The 18,309-nt window shown below is 58.3% G+C and carries 13 protein-coding genes; 6 read left to right on the top strand and 7 right to left on the bottom strand.

The window, feature by feature from the left end:
• The first annotated feature begins 27 nt into the window (after window positions 1-27).
• Complete coding sequence (locus FHS83_RS15895) at window positions 28-909, top strand: NAD(P)-dependent oxidoreductase (RefSeq protein ID WP_167083911.1); 882 nt, start codon at window positions 28-30, stop codon at window positions 907-909.
• Between the two features lie 70 nt (window positions 910-979).
• On the top strand, window positions 980-1,834 hold the full coding sequence (purU, locus tag FHS83_RS15890) for a formyltetrahydrofolate deformylase (protein WP_167083910.1): 855 nt from the start codon (window positions 980-982) through the stop codon (window positions 1,832-1,834).
• 318 nt (window positions 1,835-2,152) lie between these two features.
• Here purU and FHS83_RS15885 read toward each other — a convergent pair whose 3' ends face one another.
• Together FHS83_RS15885 and asnS are read right to left on the bottom strand one after the other, a co-directional pair.
• On the bottom strand, window positions 2,153-4,876 hold the full coding sequence (locus FHS83_RS15885; RefSeq protein WP_167083909.1) for a glycoside hydrolase family 127 protein: 2,724 nt from the start codon (window positions 4,874-4,876) through the stop codon (window positions 2,153-2,155).
• Between the two features lie 102 nt (window positions 4,877-4,978).
• The gene (gene asnS / locus FHS83_RS15880; protein WP_167083908.1) at window positions 4,979-6,379 is read right to left on the bottom strand and encodes an asparagine--tRNA ligase; all 1,401 of its coding nucleotides are present in this window, start codon (window positions 6,377-6,379) and stop codon (window positions 4,979-4,981) included.
• A 280-nt stretch (window positions 6,380-6,659) separates the two neighbouring features.
• On the opposite strand from asnS, the gene FHS83_RS15875 reads away from it, so the two are divergent.
• The 3 genes from FHS83_RS15875 to FHS83_RS15865 all read left to right on the top strand — a co-directional run bounded on the left by FHS83_RS15875 (window position 6,660) and on the right by FHS83_RS15865 (window position 11,631).
• Entirely contained in the window at window positions 6,660-8,150 is a 1,491-nt protein-coding gene (locus tag FHS83_RS15875; protein ID WP_167083907.1) for a M10 family metallopeptidase, read from the top strand.
• A gap of 476 nt (window positions 8,151-8,626) precedes the next feature.
• The gene (locus FHS83_RS15870) at window positions 8,627-9,112 is read left to right on the top strand and encodes a MarR family winged helix-turn-helix transcriptional regulator (RefSeq protein ID WP_167083906.1); all 486 of its coding nucleotides are present in this window, start codon (window positions 8,627-8,629) and stop codon (window positions 9,110-9,112) included.
• A 470-nt stretch (window positions 9,113-9,582) separates the two neighbouring features.
• Window positions 9,583-11,631: a S9 family peptidase gene (locus FHS83_RS15865; RefSeq protein WP_167083905.1), complete on the top strand. Its 2,049-nt coding sequence runs from the start codon at window positions 9,583-9,585 to the stop codon at window positions 11,629-11,631.
• Here the strand turns inward: FHS83_RS15865 and FHS83_RS15860 are convergent, their stop codons facing one another.
• Complete coding sequence (locus FHS83_RS15860; RefSeq protein WP_167083904.1) at window positions 11,632-12,084, bottom strand: MerR family transcriptional regulator; 453 nt, start codon at window positions 12,082-12,084, stop codon at window positions 11,632-11,634. It lies immediately after the preceding gene.
• 122 nt (window positions 12,085-12,206) lie between these two features.
• Here FHS83_RS15860 and FHS83_RS15855 point away from each other — a divergent pair, with 122 nt between their 5' ends.
• On the top strand, window positions 12,207-12,800 hold the full coding sequence (locus FHS83_RS15855; protein WP_341801560.1) for a cation efflux transmembrane domain-containing protein: 594 nt from the start codon (window positions 12,207-12,209) through the stop codon (window positions 12,798-12,800).
• A 4-nt stretch (window positions 12,801-12,804) separates the two neighbouring features.
• Here the strand turns inward: FHS83_RS15855 and FHS83_RS15850 are convergent, their stop codons facing one another.
• The 4 genes from FHS83_RS15850 to FHS83_RS15835 all read right to left on the bottom strand — a co-directional run bounded on the left by FHS83_RS15850 (window position 12,805) and on the right by FHS83_RS15835 (window position 18,269).
• Complete coding sequence (locus FHS83_RS15850; protein ID WP_167083902.1) at window positions 12,805-13,323, bottom strand: hemerythrin domain-containing protein; 519 nt, start codon at window positions 13,321-13,323, stop codon at window positions 12,805-12,807.
• Window positions 13,324-13,378: 55 nt separating this feature from the next.
• On the bottom strand, window positions 13,379-15,181 hold the full coding sequence (locus FHS83_RS15845; RefSeq protein ID WP_167083901.1) for an ABC-F family ATP-binding cassette domain-containing protein: 1,803 nt from the start codon (window positions 15,179-15,181) through the stop codon (window positions 13,379-13,381).
• Between the two features lie 545 nt (window positions 15,182-15,726).
• Window positions 15,727-16,194, bottom strand: a complete 468-nt coding sequence (locus tag FHS83_RS15840) for a DUF2934 domain-containing protein (protein ID WP_208414900.1) — start codon at window positions 16,192-16,194, stop codon at window positions 15,727-15,729.
• 149 nt (window positions 16,195-16,343) lie between these two features.
• The gene (locus FHS83_RS15835) at window positions 16,344-18,269 is read right to left on the bottom strand and encodes a PAS domain-containing sensor histidine kinase (protein ID WP_167083900.1); all 1,926 of its coding nucleotides are present in this window, start codon (window positions 18,267-18,269) and stop codon (window positions 16,344-16,346) included.
• Window positions 18,270-18,309: the final 40 nt, after the last annotated feature.

The raw sequence follows: 18,309 nt of genomic DNA, 5'->3' as shown, positions 1-18,309 counted from the left end.
TATGGCCGCGCTGAACAGGAGGCCGGAATGAAGGTTGGATTTATTGGTTTGGGCGCAATGGGCAGCGGTATCGCGGCCAATATCCTGCGCGAAGGCCACGAACTGGTCGTTTGGAACCGCTCGCCCGGCCCGCTGGAAGCTCTCAAGGCACAAGGCGCGGTTGTAGCAAAATCCCCAGAGGAGACCCTCACCGGCGATGCGCTTTTCACCATGCTGGCCAATGATGCCGCGGTGTCGGCCATCGGCCTTGATGGCCCACTTCTGGACAAGGCCGCGAAGGGGCTGGTCCATGTAAATATGGCGACGGTTTCAACCGCCTTCGCCAAGGCGCTGACCGAAGCTCATCGCGCGCGTGGTCTTGGCTATGTCGCAAGCCCCGTCTTTGGACGGCCTGATGCGGCGGCGGCGGGTAAGCTCACTGTGGTTGCAGCGGGCGCCCGCGAGGATATCGCCAAGGTCGAGCCGATCCTCACCAAAATCGGCGCCAAATATGCAGTAGTTGGCAGCGATCCCGTACAAGCCAATTTATTTAAGATTTCCGGCAATTTCATGATCGCTGCTGCTATCGAAGCCATGGGGGAGGCCGCCGCGCTTCTGCAAAAAGGCGGTGTGGATCCGGCAGTGTTTTTCGACGTGCTCACCAGCGCCAATTTCAACGCCCCGATCTACAAGATTTACGGCAAGATCATCGCCGAGCAGAGCTACGACCAAGCCGGCTTCAAACTGAGCCTGGGCTACAAGGATGCTGGCCTGACGCTCGCCGCCGCCAAAGAATTCGAAGCGCCACTCCCACTTGCCTCACTCGTGCATGATCACTTCCTGGCCGCCATGGCTGCGGGCTGGGGTGAAAAAGACTGGGCGAGCCTAGCCAAGCTTGCGGCGGATCGGACCAAAGTCGCGACCTCATAACCCTTCATTTGAGATGCATAATTGCGTATGAAAGCCCCTGCGCGATCCACGCGCGGGGGCATACGGCGCAATGACGAAAGAAACCTTCATTCTCACCCTGTCCTGCCCGGACCGGCGTGGCATCGTGGCCAGCGTCTCGCGCTTTTTGTTCGAAAGCGGCTGCAACATCATCGACAGCGCGCAATATGGCGATCCTGAAAATGGCCGCTTCTTCCTGCGCATATCCTTTGCATCAGAGACAGGCGCTGGCCTGAGCGAGCTACAGACAGGCTTTGCACCTATCGCCGAGGAATTTGGCATGACGGCCGCCATTCACGGTGGCGGCTCAAAAACCCGCACACTCCTGATGGTCTCAAAATTCGGCCACTGTTTGGTGGACTTGCTGTATCGCCACCGCATTGGCGCCCTGCCCATCGATATCCCGGTGATCGTCTCTAACCATCGCGATTTCGCCGATGTGGCCGCAGCGCATGGCATCCCTTTCCGTTATCTTCCGATCAATAAAGAGAACAGAAAAGCCCAGGAAAACTCGCTGGCGGAGATCATCACCGAAGAGCGGATCGATCTCGTGGTGCTCGCACGCTACATGCAAATCCTCTCGCCGGAGCTTTGCGCCTCTATGCCCGGGCGGGTCATCAACATCCACCACTCGTTCTTACCCAGCTTCAAAGGCGCCCGCCCTTATCATCAGGCCCATGATCGCGGCGTGAAGCTGATCGGGGCTACCGCCCATTACGTCACTGCTGATCTCGACGAAGGCCCGATCATCGAACAATCGGTCGAACGCGCCACCCACGCGATGTCCGGCGACGAAATGGCGGCGGTGGGCCGAGATATCGAAAACCGCGTGCTGGCCCGCGCGGTGCAGTGGCATGCCGAACACCGCATCCTGCTAAACGGACGGCGGACGGTGGTTTTCTATTAAGCCGAGCACTTCTTCAGCAAGGTAATTGTTATCTCTATTTCTACCGACGGGGAGGGAGGGATGCATCACCCTCCTCCGCCCAAGACGGCCCGTGGAGAAAAAATCGAATTCAAATAGCCAATTTTAGTCGTAAGCCACTATAAGAACTAGATAATCATCGCTCTTCCCGCCGGCCTCTGAAACGCCGATTGGGCGACCAGCACCCTGCCCCGCGCCGTCACGCGCGAACGCGTTGCAATCTATCCACCGCGTCAAAGAGCAACCTTCGACTTAGGTTGCCCGCGCGCATTTTCAACGCGCCACGATGTCATCGCCCCGTCAGGCCCCCTTCACCCATACCTGACTGAGGATCGGGCCAGTTTCGTGTTCGGGCGGATATTCACCGCCTGGTCCGGCACGGTTCATGCGGGCGTAATTGGGGATCGCCGTGAGCGGCGAGCCGTCTTGCCAATTACCGCTGATCGCCATCACGCCGCCGAGAAGATCAGCGCGCCACGTCGCGGTCAGCGGCGCTGTGCCAATCGCGCCATCGATGCGCGGCTGATCGGCGGTTTCGACATTGTAGACCATCGGCCCATACTTGAGCGCGACCTTGCCGCGGGTGGCCTCGATCCGCGCATCGGCTTTGACCGTCTGCACCGCCAAAGGTAATTCGAGTTCGATCTTGTCGCCCTTTTTCCAGCGCCTTACGATCACCGCATAACCGTTTTCGATTTTGACCGGCGTAGCGACGCCGTTGACGGCGACGGCCTTCATGCCCCCGACCGAAGGTGCAAGCTCGTAAAGCGCACTTGTCTTGCGGTTCGGCACGCGGATGCGCACCGCAAATTCGGCGGGCTTTTCGGGATTGACGGTGATGGCAACCGCACCTTCCCAGGGATAATTGGTCTCCTGGACCATTTGCAAGCGCGTGCCCGCCACCGCACCGACATCGATCTTCGAGCCGACGAACAGGTTCACGTAAATCCCATCCTCACCCTTCACATAGGTCCAGGTTGGAACCATTAACAGCGTGCGCGGAATATTGCCGACGCAGCACGGACAGACGTGCCATTTGTAGCGCGGATGGCGGTCTTCTAGCGGATTGGTGTAGGTGAAATGCTCGCCCTTCAAATCGATCGAGCCGAGCAGCGCATTGTACATGGTCTCTTCATAGAGATCGGCATAGCGCGCATCGTGATAAGCTAAGTTCAGCTTATATTGGAAGAAAATCAGGCCGCAGCTCGAGCAACTTTCACAATAGGCATCATTCGAGAGAACGTAGTTGTCACCGAAGCCTTCGGAGGTATCGCCGCTGCCGATGCCACCCGTGACGTAGTATTTCCGGTTGACCATGTTGTCCCAGAGCGATTTCACAGCACTCTGGTAGTCGCGGTCGTGGGTTTCGGCTGCGATATCGGCCATGCCGGAATAAAAATAGGTGGCGCGAACCGCGTGTCCCACAGCCTCGTATTGTTGCTGCGGCGGGCGATGACTTTGGTCGTATTCAGAGCCGCCTTGACGGGATTCGAGCAGGAAACGCGCGAGCTGGATATAGGCGTCGCCCTTGCCTTTTCCTTCCATATCATTGACGAAACGGCCAAAGCGCACCAACGCTTGTTCCATTTCCTGATGGCCATCAAACCATGCCTTTTTGCCCGGACCGATATTGGCCACCCAGCAATCGGCAAGTTTTTTGGCAGCGTTGTAGAGGCGCAAATCCTTGCCGTCGGTCAGCGTGTAGTGATTGATCGCGGATTCGATGAAATAGCCGGAAACATAACCTTCGTGATTGCCGCGCTGCTCGGGCGACCAGCGTGCAGGCCATTCCTTGCGGTCCGCGAGCGTATACGCTGTTTGGAGATAGCCATCAGGGTGCTGCGCCGAGAGAATGATCGGAATCCATTTCTCAAGAGTTGCGCGCATGTTTTTCTGCGCCGCAAGTATCTCGGGATCACCCCCAGCATCGACCATCAGGGCGATACACATGGACTCCACGGTTTGATGAACCCAGGCGTTCGAGAAGACATAGCCTTTATGTTTGGCGTGCGGTTCTCCACGCAAAGCCTTCGCGGCTTCAATGAAATTATCCAGACCGCCCTCACCGATTTTCAGATCCGTCCGCTCGCAATAGGCGATGCAGTGCGGAATCCAATTGACAATCATCGCCTTGGTGCGCGCTTTCCAGAACGGACTATCGATGCTGTAAGGCGTGGTATAAACCACATCGAGACGCTGCGGCGGTGGCGGCTCTTCGACTTTTACCCGCACGGTCGACGTGGCGAGGCCTTTGCCATCATGTGCCGCAAGCTGCAGCTCATATGCCCCTGGCGTAGTCGCCGATGCGGTGGTTTCGGCAGAGGCGGGGTCTGCGAATGCCAGCTTAGACGGACCGCTTTTTTGTGCCCATAACACGGCATGACCGGGTCCCTCGCTCAGCCAGCGCGCCTTGCCTTGAAGATAGGTCGAGGCACCGACGACCAGCGTGCGATCAAGCCCTGCATCCAATAATGGGGGAAGATCGGACGCCTGCCCGAGCACACGCCACTGCAAAAGCGCAAAGGACTTTTTCCCATCAGGCGTCACTTCCAGCCGGATGCGAGTGGTCTTTACCGGCTTGAACTTGGTGATGTTGAAACTGTCTTTGGCGACTTCCTGCCCCTTGGTCGCCACCACCGCTTCAAATGCCTGCCCATTCCAAGTCAGAATGCGATAGCTCTTGGGCAAATAGAGCCAGCTTCCCGCGGCATGCCAATAGATCTCGGCTTGGTCGATGGTAACCGGCTTGGACCAGCTATACTCGATCCATTGGGGCGCGGGTGGCTCCCAGAAACGCAACGCGTCTCGGCTGGAATCGGACGAGCTCTGCGGCGTGTATCCGCTATTAAGGCTTTCGCGCTCTGCCTTGCTGGTGCGGGAAGAGACCATCACCTTGGCTACCAGCGCCAAATTCAAAGCATCGTGCTTTATCGCTGCGAGAGATGGTGAAAACGCGGCCATGGTCGCGCCAGAGACGCCGCCCAGAAAGGCCCGACGCCCACACACGCCGAAATTGTCCCGCATCGCCGTCTCCCTCAGACCATTTGTACTGGTTCGGAGGGAGACTAGCGTGTGAACATACAAGGCTCAATCAATTGTCTGTGTTATGCCCGCCGTATTGCAGGCTCAATAGCGGGCATTGCCGGGCGTACGCGGGAACGGAATAGCGTCACGCACATTGGAAAGACCGGTCGCGTAGATCAGCGTCCGCTCAAAACCAAGCCCAAACCCGGCATGCGGCACCGTCCCATAGCGGCGCAGATCGCGATACCAATCATAGGCTTCCTTGACGATCCCGATCTCATCCATGCGGGCGTCGAGCACGTCCAGACGCTCTTCGCGCTGGCTGCCACCAATGATTTCGCCAATCCCGGGCGCGAGCACATCCATAGCGGCGACGGTCTTTTCGTCGTCGTTCACGCGCATGTAGAACGCCTTGATGGATTTGGGGTAGTTCATCAACACGACCGGCTTGCCGACATGCTTTTCGGTCAAATAACGCTCATGTTCGGACTGCAAATCCGTACCCCAGCTCACCGGGTATTCGAATTTTTCCTTCGTCCGCTCCAGAATTGACACCGCTTCGGTGTAATCCATGCGCACGAAGTCGGAATTCACGATGCCTTCGAGCTTGGCGACCAGTCCCTTCTCCACCCGCTCGTCAAAGAAGGCAAGATCATCGCCACGCTTATCGAGCAGCGTCTTGAAGACATGTTTTAGCAAGGCTTCGGCAAGGGTGGCATCATCGGCGAGATTGGCGAAAGCGATTTCCGGCTCCACCATCCAAAATTCCGCCAGATGGCGTGAGGTGTTGGAATTTTCGGCCCGGAACGTCGGCCCAAAGGTGTAGACCTTGGACATCGCCATACAATAGGTCTCGACATTGAGCTGGCCTGAGACGGTCAGGAACGCTTCCTTGCCGAAGAAATCCTTCGTAAAGTCGATTTTGCCCTTATCGTCCCGCGGCAGATTGGCAAGATCCAGGGTCGATACCCGGAACATGGCACCAGCTCCTTCGGCATCGGACGCGGTGATGATGGGCGTGTTCACCCAGACAAATTCCTGAGCATCGAAAAAGCCATGAATGGCCTGCGCCAAGGTGTGGCGAACGCGGGTCGCGGCACTGATGATATTGGTGCGAGGACGCAGGTGTGCGACTTCGCGCAGATATTCGACCGAATGCGGCTTAGGCTGGATCGGATAATGGTCCGGATCTTCCACCCAACCCACCACGATGATCTCCTCGGCCTGCATCTCGAAGGGCTGCCCCTTGGCCGGAGACGGCACGATCTTGCCCCTGGCTTCGACTGCACAACCCGCCGTCAGCCGGAGCACCTCGCTGGCGTAATTGCCCAATGTCGAGGGCACCACGACCTGAACCGGATGAAAGCAGGAGCCATCAGAAACCTGCACGAAGGAAATTCCGGCCTTGGAATCGCGGCGTGTCCGCACCCAGCCTTTGACGATGACAGTTTCGTCTTGAGGCGCTTCGCCCGCCAGAATGGCGCGGCCCGAGAAAGTTTTCATGACGGGAATCCAGGCAAAATGCGGGCGCGGGTTTACAAAGCCGCCACAAGGTTGTCCAGCCTTTCTCCCGTCGCAACCTCAAGTCGGGCCGCCGTGAGAAGTTTGTGACCGCGGCATTTGCCCCGCGACAGCGTGAAAAGACTCCACCAATGTCCGCCGCGGCCCTCCGAAAGGTCGGGCCATGCTGGGTGCATAACGGGTCCACCACAACTACTGAACCGCGCAGCGACTGATCTTCGCAGCCGTATCGGGCGTTTGCGCGCTTTGAGGGAATTACCAAATGACGGCCTCGCCGAGTTCAAACGACGAAGTCACCTTTCTTTCCAGTGTGAATGCCGATGGCACTCTCGCCCGCACTAGTTTCTACGGTTGGGATAAAAAGACACCTGCAACCTACAACAGCGGTTGGACAACCGCGCGCAAGTTTGGAGGTACGACGGCCGGGACATCTGGCGGTACGGTCTCTTACTATTTTAATCCCGCCTCCGCCTGGACCGCCACAGAGCAAAAATGGCTGAGCGCAGGGCTGGCCTTGTGGTCGGCGGTCGCCAATATCTCATTTGTGAAAACAACCACGGCGTCAGGCGCGGGGATTACTTTCAACCGTACTAATGACAACGGCTCATATGCTTATGCACTCTACAGTCCATCGGCAGATGCATGTGTGACCGGAGGCAAGGTTCTTGGCCGCCTCACCCGCTCTTCGGTGAATATCGACACTACAGGCACCTCTTTTGGCCCTATTTCCACCCTTGCTACAAACGGGGGCTTCACCATCGAGAATTTGCTGCATGAAGAGGGCCACGCCCTCGGCTTAGGCCATGCAGGGCCTTATGACGGCAGCATCAATACGATGACGCAACAATATAGCGCTTATGACAACCGCCAATGGACGGTCATGAGCTACATTAATCCAGATGTGGCGAGTAAATATGGCTCAACGGGTGCCAAATGGTACGGCGGAGAGCCAACAACACCCATGGTTCTCGATATTCAGGCGATCCAGCGCCTTTATGGTGTGCCGGTGAACACGCCGCTGTCTGGTGGCCAAGTATTCGGGTTTAACTGCAATATTTCAGGCGCAATTAGACCATTTTTCGATTTCACCCAGAATGCAAAACCCATCATCACGATTTGGGACAAAGGCAGCAATAATACACTGGATCTCTCCGGCTTCACGGGAACAGCTAATATCAATCTCAATCCCGGCACCTATTCGAGCACCAGCGGGCTCACTAACAACATCGGGATCGCGTTCGGCACACAGATAAATAAGCTGGTATGCACACAAGGCGGCTCGACCGTGATGTGTAACAATTATGGCGATACGGTGATTGGTGGCGCTGGAGCAGACAAGATCACGGGCGGAAGCGGTAATGACGTTCTAAGCGGCGGTAAAGGTAGCAACACCCTTAATGGTGGAGCTGGAACGGATACAGCCGTTTATAGCGGAACAGCCGCCAGTTATCGCCTCACCAAAAACAGCAACGGTAGCTACCTGGTGACGGGCAGCGGCGTTTCGGACGTGCTAACCTCCATCGAGATACTCCGCTTTTCTGATAAGTCCATAAAGCTCGCGGGGACGAGTCTAAACATCGCGAAAGAAATCGCAGCGGACTCTCCAGAACACGACGGGCTGCTGATTTTGCAGCCAAGTGATTCGCGATCACAACCGCTCGCGGGTCTTTCATCGTCACTAGCGCCTGCAAACTCACTCACATCATTGTCATCAAGCAACTCGTCGAGCGCGTGGCACATGGCGACGGGATAGCGCGGCTGAACCCGTACCTTCCGCGGGCCGTTGCATCATGGACATCAACGAGGAACTCTATGCCCAATCTCAATAAATATGATCAGCCTGCGGAAGGCGGCACTGAGCAAGTCAAACACACCGTGAAAAACAGTCGGAACAGACGGAAAAAACAAAGAAAACAAAGGTGAAACTGGAAATCCCACAACCTCGCAGAAAAGTCATAAGCAGGTGCGTGAAAACCCCTAGAGCATGAGCAATTCTTAATTGCACAACATTATTGCTCGCGGCAAGCGCGCGTCTAGTTCAGTCATAGCACTTGCTGGAAGAAAGAAAGCGGCATCTTTCGAGGGCATCTTTGACGCGGTTACGCCTCCATATGTCGCGTAGCCAACTGTACTGTTTCGAATACTGAGCGTTGCGTCAGGTTACGTGCATCGTTACGATGTCTTTGCGATAAGTACCCCCGCAGCAGGAAATCTCCCAACGCAATGCTAATGGAACAGACCTCGACACGGCGCGAGCGCAAGTCCGCGTCCCCCGCGACCTCCGAAAAACCCGCGCTTCGTCATAACAAACTCGACGATAATGTCGGCTACCAGCTCCGCTGGGCGTATGTTGCCGTCCGCCGCCACTTTGAGGACGCTATGGCGCGCCTCGACTTGACGCAAAAGCAAACAGGTGTGCTTTGGCTCATTGATGCCAATCCGGCTGTATCGCAGATCGCGCTCGCAAATGAGCTCGGTATGGATAGGGCCTCGATGATGGCGATCGTGGACCGACTTGAAGAACGCGGCTTGATTGTGCGCAAGCGTTCTGCCGAAGACGGCCGCCGTCAGGAACTCTACGTAACCGCCAAAGGCCGCAAGGTCCTGGCTCAGGCCAAAACGGCCATCCATGAGCACGAAAAGTGGATGTCGTCGAAGTTCAATAAAGCTGAACTGGCCGCCTTCATGGAAGGCCTGCGGCGCTTTACGCGCTGACCTTGACCGGGCGCGGAGCGTGTCAGGACACTGACTCGCTCCGCCCGGCACAGGGAAGCCAGTTTCTCCAGCAACAAACGTCTGCCACGCGTTCCTGCGGATCAACCGGTTTGTAAGTACCCGATACGACTCGGGTGTTTTCGGCTGGATGAACCCAGTCTTTGGCGCGACCAGCAATATTGCCATTGCGCTGGCACGGTTGACCGCCATTACCAGCGCATGGCCGTAATCGCCGAGAGTGGCACGCATAGAGATCTGGTCGCCTCAAATGGGTATTACGCGTCTTTGGTGCGCCGTCAGAGTTTGGGGTTGATTGCTAGGCCTGAAGCGATTCACAAATAAGTGAGAATTCCCCCGCCTGAAAGCTGCGGTTTTCCCCAGACTTGGGCACTGGCGCGGCAGGCCAGCATCTCGCACGGAGGCGCAACTGCCGCTAAGTTCGGCAGCGTCACTTTCCGAGCACTTACTTCATGACCCGTCTGTTGTCCGCCGCCCTGACGGCGGCCGCGCTTACCGCACTCTTTGCCCAGCCCACCACCGCCGAACCATTCACCGCCAAACTGATGGCGAGCCTGGACCGGCTCGATGATCCGCGCGTCTCGCCCGATGGCAAATACGTGCTCTACGATCTGCGCACGGTCGATTTCGGCGCTAACAAATCGGCGCATGCGCTGTGGCTCCTCGACCTCAAGACCAAAGCCACCCGCAAACTCGCCATCTCGCAAGGCGGCACCTCGAGCGGACGCTGGGGTGCGGATGGCAATATCTATTTCATTTCCAGCCGCAGCGGCACGGCACAGGTTTATCGTACAGGTGTCAAAGGCGAGAAGGCCGTGCAAGTCACCCATGCTGAGCTTGATGTCGGCGCCTTCAAACTTTCGCCGGATAGCAAAACGCTGGTGATCAGCCAGACCGTTTTCCCCGATTGCAAAGACATCGCCTGCACCGTCGAACGCAACAAAGCCAAAGAAACCCAAAAGACCACCGGCGTTGTCTATGACCGCGTTTTCGTGCGCCATTGGGATGAATGGGCGGACGGCACCCGCAATCATCTTTATGCGCTGCATCTGAATGCCCAAGGGATCGCCGAAGGTGCCCCCATCGCGCTGATGGCTGACTTTGATGGCGATGCCCCGACCAAACCCTTCGGCGGCGATGGCGACTTCGACATCTCCCCGGATTCGAAGACCCTCGTCTTCTCCGCCAAGATCGCTGGCAAATCCGAACCCTGGACGACCAATTTCGACCTTTGGCAGGTGCCTCTGGACGGCTCCAAGGCTCCGGTCGATCTGACGCCGACCAATCCGGCCTGGGATGCGGCCCCCGCCTTCTCGCCCGATGGCAAATGGCTCGCCTATTCCGCCATGAAGCGCCCGGGCTTCGAAGCCGACCGCTTCGGCCTGATGCTGCGCAATGTCGCCACCGGCGAAACCCATGAGGTCGCCCCCAATTGGGACCACTCCGCCGAAGGCGCGCAATGGTCGCATGACGGCAAACGCATTCTGGTCGCGAGCGATGATATCGGCCAGCACAAGGTCTTCTCGATCGATCCGATGAACGGGAAGGTTTCGGCGCTGACGGGACAAGGCCATGTCGGCGGCTTCGACCAGACGCCCAAGGGCCTCGTCTTCGCCCAGGACACGCTCACCAGCCCGGCGCAGCTTTATGTTCAGCCCTTCGGCGGCAAAGCCACCAGGCTCACCCATCTCAACGCCGATAAGCTGAAGGACGTGCCGATGGGCGCGCCCGAACAATTCAGCTTCACCGGTTGGAATGGAGAGACGGTGCACGGCTATGTCGTGAAGCCTGCGGGGTATCAGCCCGGTAAGAAGTATCCCGTCGCCCTCCTCATCCATGGCGGCCCGCAAGGCTCCATGGCCAATAACTTCCATTACCGCTGGAACGCCCAGGTCTATGCGGGCGCAGGCTATGCCGCGGTGATGATCGACTTCCACGGCTCCACCGGCTATGGCCAAGCCTTTACCGACAGCATCAGCCAGCATTGGGGTGACCGCCCGCTGGAGGATCTGCAGAAAGGCTGGTCCTATGCTCTAGATAAGTACGACTTCCTGGATGGCAAGCGCGCCTGCGCCCTCGGCGGATCCTATGGCGGCTTCATGGTCAACTGGATCGCTGGTAATTGGAGCGCGCCCTTCAAGTGTCTGGTCAGCCATGACGGCGTGTTCGATAGCCGTGGCATGGGCTACGCCACAGAAGAGCTGTGGTTCGACGAATGGGAGCGCGGCGGCACGGTGTATGATGTGCCGCAGAATTATGAGCGCTTCAACCCGATCAATCATGTGAAGGCTTGGGACAAGCCGATCCTGTTTGTGCAGGGCGGCCGCGATTATCGCATTCCGCTGGATCAGGCGATTGGCGCCTTCACGATAGCGCAGCGGCGCGGCGTTGAGAGCAAGCTGCTCTATTTCCCGGATGAAAACCACTGGGTGCTGAAGCCGCAGAACTCGGTGCAATGGCACGACGAAGTGCTGAGCTGGCTCAACACACACACCAAGTAGTCACACCCGCAAGGCGCCATGGCCGCTCTCGCACCGGCCATGGTCCGCCAGCGTGTCCAGAATTCGACACTCCGACACGCGGCCATGGCGGCAGGCTTTCATCATACGCGACAGCTCATTCCGCAACAGCGTCAGCCGAGAAATCTTGTCTTCGACCGCAAGTAAATGCTGGCGCGTAATGGCGTCAACGCGAGCGCAGGACTTATCTGGCTCATCCGATAAGGCCAGCATTTCCCGGATCGCATCGACCTCGAATCCGAGATCACGAGCATGGCGGATGAATTTCAGACGACGCAGATGCGCGGCACCATACATCCGCCTGCCCCCTTCGCTACGGGGCGGCTCGGCCAAAAGGCCGATGCTTTCGTAATAGCGGATGGTGGTGACCTTGACGCCCGTCTCGCGGGATAGATCGCCAATGGCATAATCGCGAGGTTCGGCTTTTTTTGACATCGGGCTTGCTCCTACAGTCACTGTAGGATGCAAAAAGGGCTATGTCGAATAGCTGTTGTGGCGATTCCGCCTGCGCATCCCCGAAAGTCGAGACCCCGCAACCCCATTGCGGGTGTGAGGACGTGGCTTCCAATGTTGAAACTGGCTCGGTGGCCTTTCGCCGGACCGTCTGGATCGTTCTCGTCCTCAATGCGGCGATGTTCCTGATCGAGATCATAGCCGGGCGGCTCTCCGGCTCTCTTTCCCTCCAATCGGATGCATTGGACTTCGCCGGGGATACCGCGACCTATGCGATCAGCCTCGCCGTCATCGGACACAGCATGAAGATAAGGGCGCGAGCGGCGCTTTTAAAGGGCGCGGTGCTAGGCGGCTTCGCTATCTTTGTATTGGCGAGCGCGGTTTGGCGGACGTTTGTGAGTGGCGTCCCCGAAGCGGCGACCATGGGCGCAGTCGGTGCCTTGGCTCTCGCGGTAAATGTCACGGCCGCATTGCTGTTGCTGCGTTTCCGCAATGGGGATGCGAATGTTCGTTCTGTCTGGCTCTGCTCCCGCAACGATGCGCTGGGTAACATAGCGGTGCTGGCGGCGGCCGCAATTGTGAGCCTCACCGGCACGAAATGGGCGGATCTCGGAGTAGCTGCGCTGATGGCGAGCCTATTTCTGAGTACGTCCACCCAAATCGTGCGGCAAGCCTGGCGCGAGCAGGACACCGCCTGACCATTCAGGAGATGCTGACTTTCGTCTTCTCCGCCAGGAAGGCCTCGTTCATCTCGAAGCGCTCGGCTTTGGAGAACTTCTCCTTCACGTCATCGAAGATGTCGTCTTCTTCCTCTTTGACGTGGTGCTCGATCATTTCCATCAAGACCTTCGCCGTTCCGGCAAATTCCGGCGAGGCAGCGTTTTCAATCGCCGACAACTCGTCCATAAGGCGGTCGGCCAAGCGATGCTCGGCTTCGCCTTCGAATCCATCAGTCCGCAGACCCTTATCGCGGTCGACGATGAGCGGCTGATAGACCACTTTTTCTTCCGCCCGCAGATGAGGGATCAGCGCAGCCTTGATCTGGCCGAGCAGCTTCTTCCGGCTGGCGCCGTTCTCCGCCTCGACCATTTCCTTGAGGAGCGCCGCAACTTCGCGGTGTTCGGTCTTCAGGGTGTGCAAGATATCGGTTTCGGCGATGTTTTCTTCGACATCCGCCATAACTTTCTTGGCCTTGTTCTTCGCCGCATCAACGATATGCATGGTTTCTCCCGTTAAAGACACTCCCTTCTAAACCCCGCACTAGAGCGGCGGTTCCCTATTTACCTTCAAGCTCCTCGCGCAAGGCCTCGAGTTCCAGCCAGCGATCCTCAGCAGCGGAGCGCTCAGCCTCTGCCTTCCCCAGGGCAGCCGTGAGTTCTGCGAATTTCTTGGAATCCTGATAGGCCTTGGGATCGTTGAGCTGGGATTGCAGCTTGTCGATTTGCGCCGTCAGCTTATCGATCTCGCCCGGCAGCTTTTCCAAGGCATGCTTCTCATTGAAAGAGAGTTTGCGCTTGGGGGCATCTGCTTTCACACGCGGGACGGCTTTTTCTTTCTTCTCGGCTTTTTCCAGACGCGTGGCTTCGACACCGCCGCCGCGCTGGGCCATCATATCGCTATAGCCGCCCGCATATTCGGTGAAGCTGCCATTGCCTTCCGCAAACAGCACCGCAGTTACGGTGCGATCCAAAAAGTCGCGATCATGGCTGACGAGAAGCACCGTACCCGGATAATCGTCGATCATCTCTTCCAGAAGGTCGAGGGTTTCCAGATCCAGATCGTTGGTCGGTTCGTCCAGCACCAGAAGATTGCCGGGTTTCGCAAGAACCTTGGCCAGCAAAAGCCGCGCCCGCTCGCCACCAGACAGCACATTGACGGACGTACCCGCTTGTTCCGGGGTGAAGAGAAAATCCTTCATATAGCTTGTGACGTGGCGCCATTCGCCGCCCACTTCCACGCGATCGCCGCGCCCATCGGTGAGCACTTCTTTCAGGCTGGCCGTCGAATCCAACAATGTGCGGGTCTGATCCAAATTCACCAGCACCAGATTGGTGCCGAGCTGCACAAAGCCGCTATCCGGCTTCAGCCGCCCGGTGAGCAAATTGAGCAGCGTCGTCTTGCCCGCGCCATTGGCGCCGATGAGGCCGATGCGGTCGCCACGCAGGATGCGGGTGGAGAAATCCTTCACCACCTGCTTGTCGCCGTAGGCTTTGCTGATGTTGTTGGCTTCGATCACCCGCGTGCCCGCATTGGCGGCTTCCGAGACCTGGAAATTCACCTGACCCAATTGGCGGCGGGCTTCACGCTTCTGCTGGCGCAGTTCGGCGAGACCCGCCATGCGGCGGACATTGCGCTTGCGCCGCGCGGTGACGCCATAGCGGACCCAATGTTCCTCCGCCGCGATCTTGCGGTTCAGCTTCTGGCGGTCGCGTTCTTCTTCTTCCAAAAGCTGATCGCGCCAGGACTCAAAAATGCCAAAGCCGCGATCGGTGCGCCGCGTCTTGCCGCGATCGAGCCAGATAGTGGCGCGCGACAAATCGGTGAGGAAGCGCCGGTCATGGCTGATGAGGACCAGCGCGCCCGGCATGGATTCAAGTTCCTCCTGCAGCCATTCGATGGCGGGAAGATCGAGATGGTTGGTCGGCTCGTCGAGCAGGAGAATATCGGGGCGCGGCGCCAATACCCGCGCCAAGGCCGCACGGCGCGCCTGCCCGCCCGACAGCGTGGTGACGTCTTCCTCGCCGGTCAGGCCCAGCTTGCCCAAAAGATAATGCGCCCGCGCCTCGCCATCGCCCGGCGACAGACCCGCCGCCACATAATGGAAGGCATCGGGATAGCCCGAGAGGTCCGGCTCTTGCGGCAGATAACGGATGGTCGCGCCCGGCTGGGCGAAGCGGCGGCCCGCATCTGGCTCCAGCATGCCAGCGGCGATCTTGAGCAAGGTCGATTTGCCCGAGCCATTGCGGCCGACAAGGCAAATGCGATCGCCAGGTTCGACGAAAAGTTCGGCGCCATCCAGAAGCGGGCTCGTGCCGATGGTGAGGCGGACATCTTGGAGAGTCAGAAGTGGTGCGGGCATGGGCACCGTCTAGCCGATCCTGCCGTGAATGGCACGCGGGAGTTTGCGATTCCGGCGGCTTGGCGCGAGGCGGCAGATCGATGATCCTTTCGCGGTGGCGGACCAGCTTGCCCCCCTCATAAACCTCATAAACGAAGACGTGGCGGCGGGGGTTTGCGCCCGCTTGGGCCGCGATTTCGGCCTCCACACGCGCGATCACCGCCTTGCAACGGGCGATATGGGCCAGGATTTTCGCCTCCAAGGGCGAGATTTTCTTGGCGGCGTTGCGATTGCGCTTTGGCGCCCCAGGGTGGCGGCCGGGCTGCGGCGAGGTATTCTTGCGCGCAAGATAATTGTTATGGGGCGTCGCAGGGAGGGGGGATACCCCCGCACCCAATTTGCCAATGGCGAGCGGGCGCGGACGCTTTCGCGCCAGCGCCTCTAAAATCATATCCGGCAAGATATTCGCCCGATCCAATCTGCCACCTTCCACTTGCACCACAGAAAAGAGGTGGGAGGTGGAGGGTAGGATTTCAAGCTATGCGGGAATTGTTCGCAGCTAGCTGTCAGCTCCCCACCAGCTTGCTCCGCCCCGTGGCGGGCTGGTTGTCGCTGGGACCAGGACCATCGATTTTCAGATCATCCACCGCCATCCGGTCGGGAATATCACTAAGGCCAGACACAGGATCGCCTGCCAGCGCGCCAGCATCAGCATCCGGTGGCGTGGTGCCTTTGGGATCGCGCCCCGTCGGCGTGGCCGCAGGCGGATGGCTGCCGGTCAGCGTGCCGCTTGGCGAAACCTCTCCCGGTGACTGCTCTGAGCCGAGGCCATCACCTTTATGGCCATCGAGTTCGCGGCTCGCCCGCTGCCAATGTTCGACATCGCGGCCATGGGGGCGGCCTTCGGATTCCCAAATGCTGTGGGCGCGGTTGCGAATATGCTCGTCACGGTCCATGGCGTTCCCTGCTCTGTTGGCTTCAGCAGCCACAACGCGCGAAGCCGCCACCCCGTTCAGCGCATAATGAAACGGCAAGGTTCGATCTTTTTCAGGGATCAGAACCTTGCCGTCTCTTTGTAAGCGGTCTTCTCTTTCGATCGTCCCATCTTACAGGGAAAGAACGGTGCTAAGCCTATGCCGTTCCCGCGTCGCTGAATTTTTTGCGCGGGGCATGTTTCCGTTGCTTATGCTGTTCCGGCTGGCAAGGTGAAGCGGAAGACCGAGCCTTTGCCCTCCTCGCTCTCCACCGTGATCTGTCCGCCATGGGCTTCCACAATGGATTGGCTGATCAACAAGCCGATGCCCATGCCACCCGGCTTGGTGGTGAAGAAGGGCATGAAGAGTTTGCGTAAGGTTTCTTGCGGAATGCCGTGGCCGCTATCGCGCACTGCAACTTCCACCTCACCATGGCTGTTGCGGCCGGTGGAAAGAACAAGCTCGCGCCGCGGTGACTCGCCCATGGCTTCCACCGCGTTGCGCAACAGATTGACCAGCACCTGCTGCACTTGCAGGCGATCGACAAATACAGATGGCAAATCCGGCGCCAGTTCCAATATCGGCGCGATGCCTTCGCCATGGGTGCCAATCAGGCCCAGCGCCAAGGCCTCTTCTACAATCGCGTTGACGCTCTCGTCTTTGCGCTTGGTTTCGCGATGCTCGATGAAGCCGCGCATTCGCCGGATGATCTCGCTCGCACGCTGCGCCTGCCCCACTGCCTTGGAAATCGCCGACTGCGCCCGCACCAGCTCCTTCTTCCCGCCGGAGGAAATGAGGCGCTTGGCGAGGCTGGAATAATTCATCATCGCGGCGAGCGGCTGATTGAGCTCATGGGCTATACCCGCCGACACCTGGCCAAGCTCACTGAGGCGGCCAACATGCGCAAGCTCGGTCCGCATGCGGTCGATGTTTCTCGAAAAGTGCCTCTTTTCCGAAAGGTCCCGAACGATCGCCCAGAGCGACTCGGGATTACCATGCACATCCGTAGCCACATTTACCCGCAACTCAACCGGAATGATGCTGCCATCCTTGCGGCGGTATTCCTTTTCATAGACGTCGGAGTAACCGCGTGTCAGTACCGCGCCGGTGACCTGTGATTCATCGACAGCATGCCAGCGCTCCGGCGTCAGATCCTGGTAGGTTTTCGCGCGCAGCTCCTCCGCGCTGTAGCCCAGCATCTGGCAATAGGTCTCGTTGAGGTCCAGAATTTTTCCATCAAGCGAGGTCTGCACAAAGGCGTCGCGCATGCTGTCATGCAACAAGCGATAGCGCTCTTCCGAGCGGCGTAAGGCTTCTTCTGAGCACTTTTGCTCCGTGACATCGCGATTGGTTTCGATCACGCGCGCAATGCCGTCTACGCCACGCATCAACTGCTTGCGGGCGGAGACAATCACCTCTCTGCCATCACGCGTGCGGTGACGCAGCTCGCCCTGCCAGAAGCCTTTCTCCAACAGCGCAGCGCGGATCTTCAGCCAGGGAATGGGATGAATGGTTTGCAGAAGATCATGAGTGACCCGGCCCACAGCTTCAGCTTCCGAAAAGCCATAAAGCATCTCGGCACCGGAATTCCATGCCTCGATGGTCGAATCCAGGCGCCACAGGATGATGGCATCGAATGAGAGCTTGAAAACATCGGCATGCAGTTTCAGCGCAGATTCCGCCGCCTTGGCCTCGCTGATGTCCCGCAGGATCTTCGAAATCCCGACAATATTTCCATTGAGATCCAGGATGGGCGAACCGGAAATGGACGCGATAAAGCGGCTGCCATCCTTGCGCAGCCGCACGGCCTCGTAATGGCGCAACACCTCGCCCCGAGCAATCGCCTCGCGTACCGCCGTCTCCTCTTCGCGGCATTCCGCCGGAACCAGAATCGACATCGGCAGCCCGATCACCTCGTCAGCGGAATAGCCGAACATCGCCTCCGCGGCACCATTCCAGCTTGTGATAATGCCATCCAGCGACTTGGTGTAGATCGCATCATTCGACAATTCGAAAATCGAGCGCAGGAGAATCGTCTGCTCTTCATAAGCCGAGCCGAAAGACGCGCCGAATCTGTCGCTGCCAAAGCTGTAGCTGGAGGGATGTTTTGCTTTTCTCTTGGGCCGGAGGGACAAGGGCGAAACACCTTCAATTCCAGCGGTAAGTAAGTCTTAA

This window comes from Rhizomicrobium palustre (assembly GCF_011761565.1).
GTDB lineage: Bacteria > Pseudomonadota > Alphaproteobacteria > Micropepsales > Micropepsaceae > Rhizomicrobium > Rhizomicrobium palustre.
Note: the sequence above shows the minus strand (reverse complement) of the source record. Positions and strands in the feature narration are given on the sequence as shown.

Coding starts and splice junctions, on each gene's coding strand:
- FHS83_RS15895 (WP_167083911.1), top strand. CDS start 28: ATGAAGGTTGGATTTATTGGTTTGGGCGCAATGGGCAGCGGTATCGCG.
- purU (WP_167083910.1), top strand. CDS start 980: ATGACGAAAGAAACCTTCATTCTCACCCTGTCCTGCCCGGACCGGCGT.
- FHS83_RS15885 (WP_167083909.1), bottom strand. CDS start 4,876: ATGCGGGACAATTTCGGCGTGTGTGGGCGTCGGGCCTTTCTGGGCGGC.
- asnS (WP_167083908.1), bottom strand. CDS start 6,379: ATGAAAACTTTCTCGGGCCGCGCCATTCTGGCGGGCGAAGCGCCTCAA.
- FHS83_RS15875 (WP_167083907.1), top strand. CDS start 6,660: ATGACGGCCTCGCCGAGTTCAAACGACGAAGTCACCTTTCTTTCCAGT.
- FHS83_RS15870 (WP_167083906.1), top strand. CDS start 8,627: ATGGAACAGACCTCGACACGGCGCGAGCGCAAGTCCGCGTCCCCCGCG.
- FHS83_RS15865 (WP_167083905.1), top strand. CDS start 9,583: ATGACCCGTCTGTTGTCCGCCGCCCTGACGGCGGCCGCGCTTACCGCA.
- FHS83_RS15860 (WP_167083904.1), bottom strand. CDS start 12,084: ATGTCAAAAAAAGCCGAACCTCGCGATTATGCCATTGGCGATCTATCC.
- FHS83_RS15850 (WP_167083902.1), bottom strand. CDS start 13,323: ATGCATATCGTTGATGCGGCGAAGAACAAGGCCAAGAAAGTTATGGCG.
- FHS83_RS15845 (WP_167083901.1), bottom strand. CDS start 15,181: ATGCCCGCACCACTTCTGACTCTCCAAGATGTCCGCCTCACCATCGGC.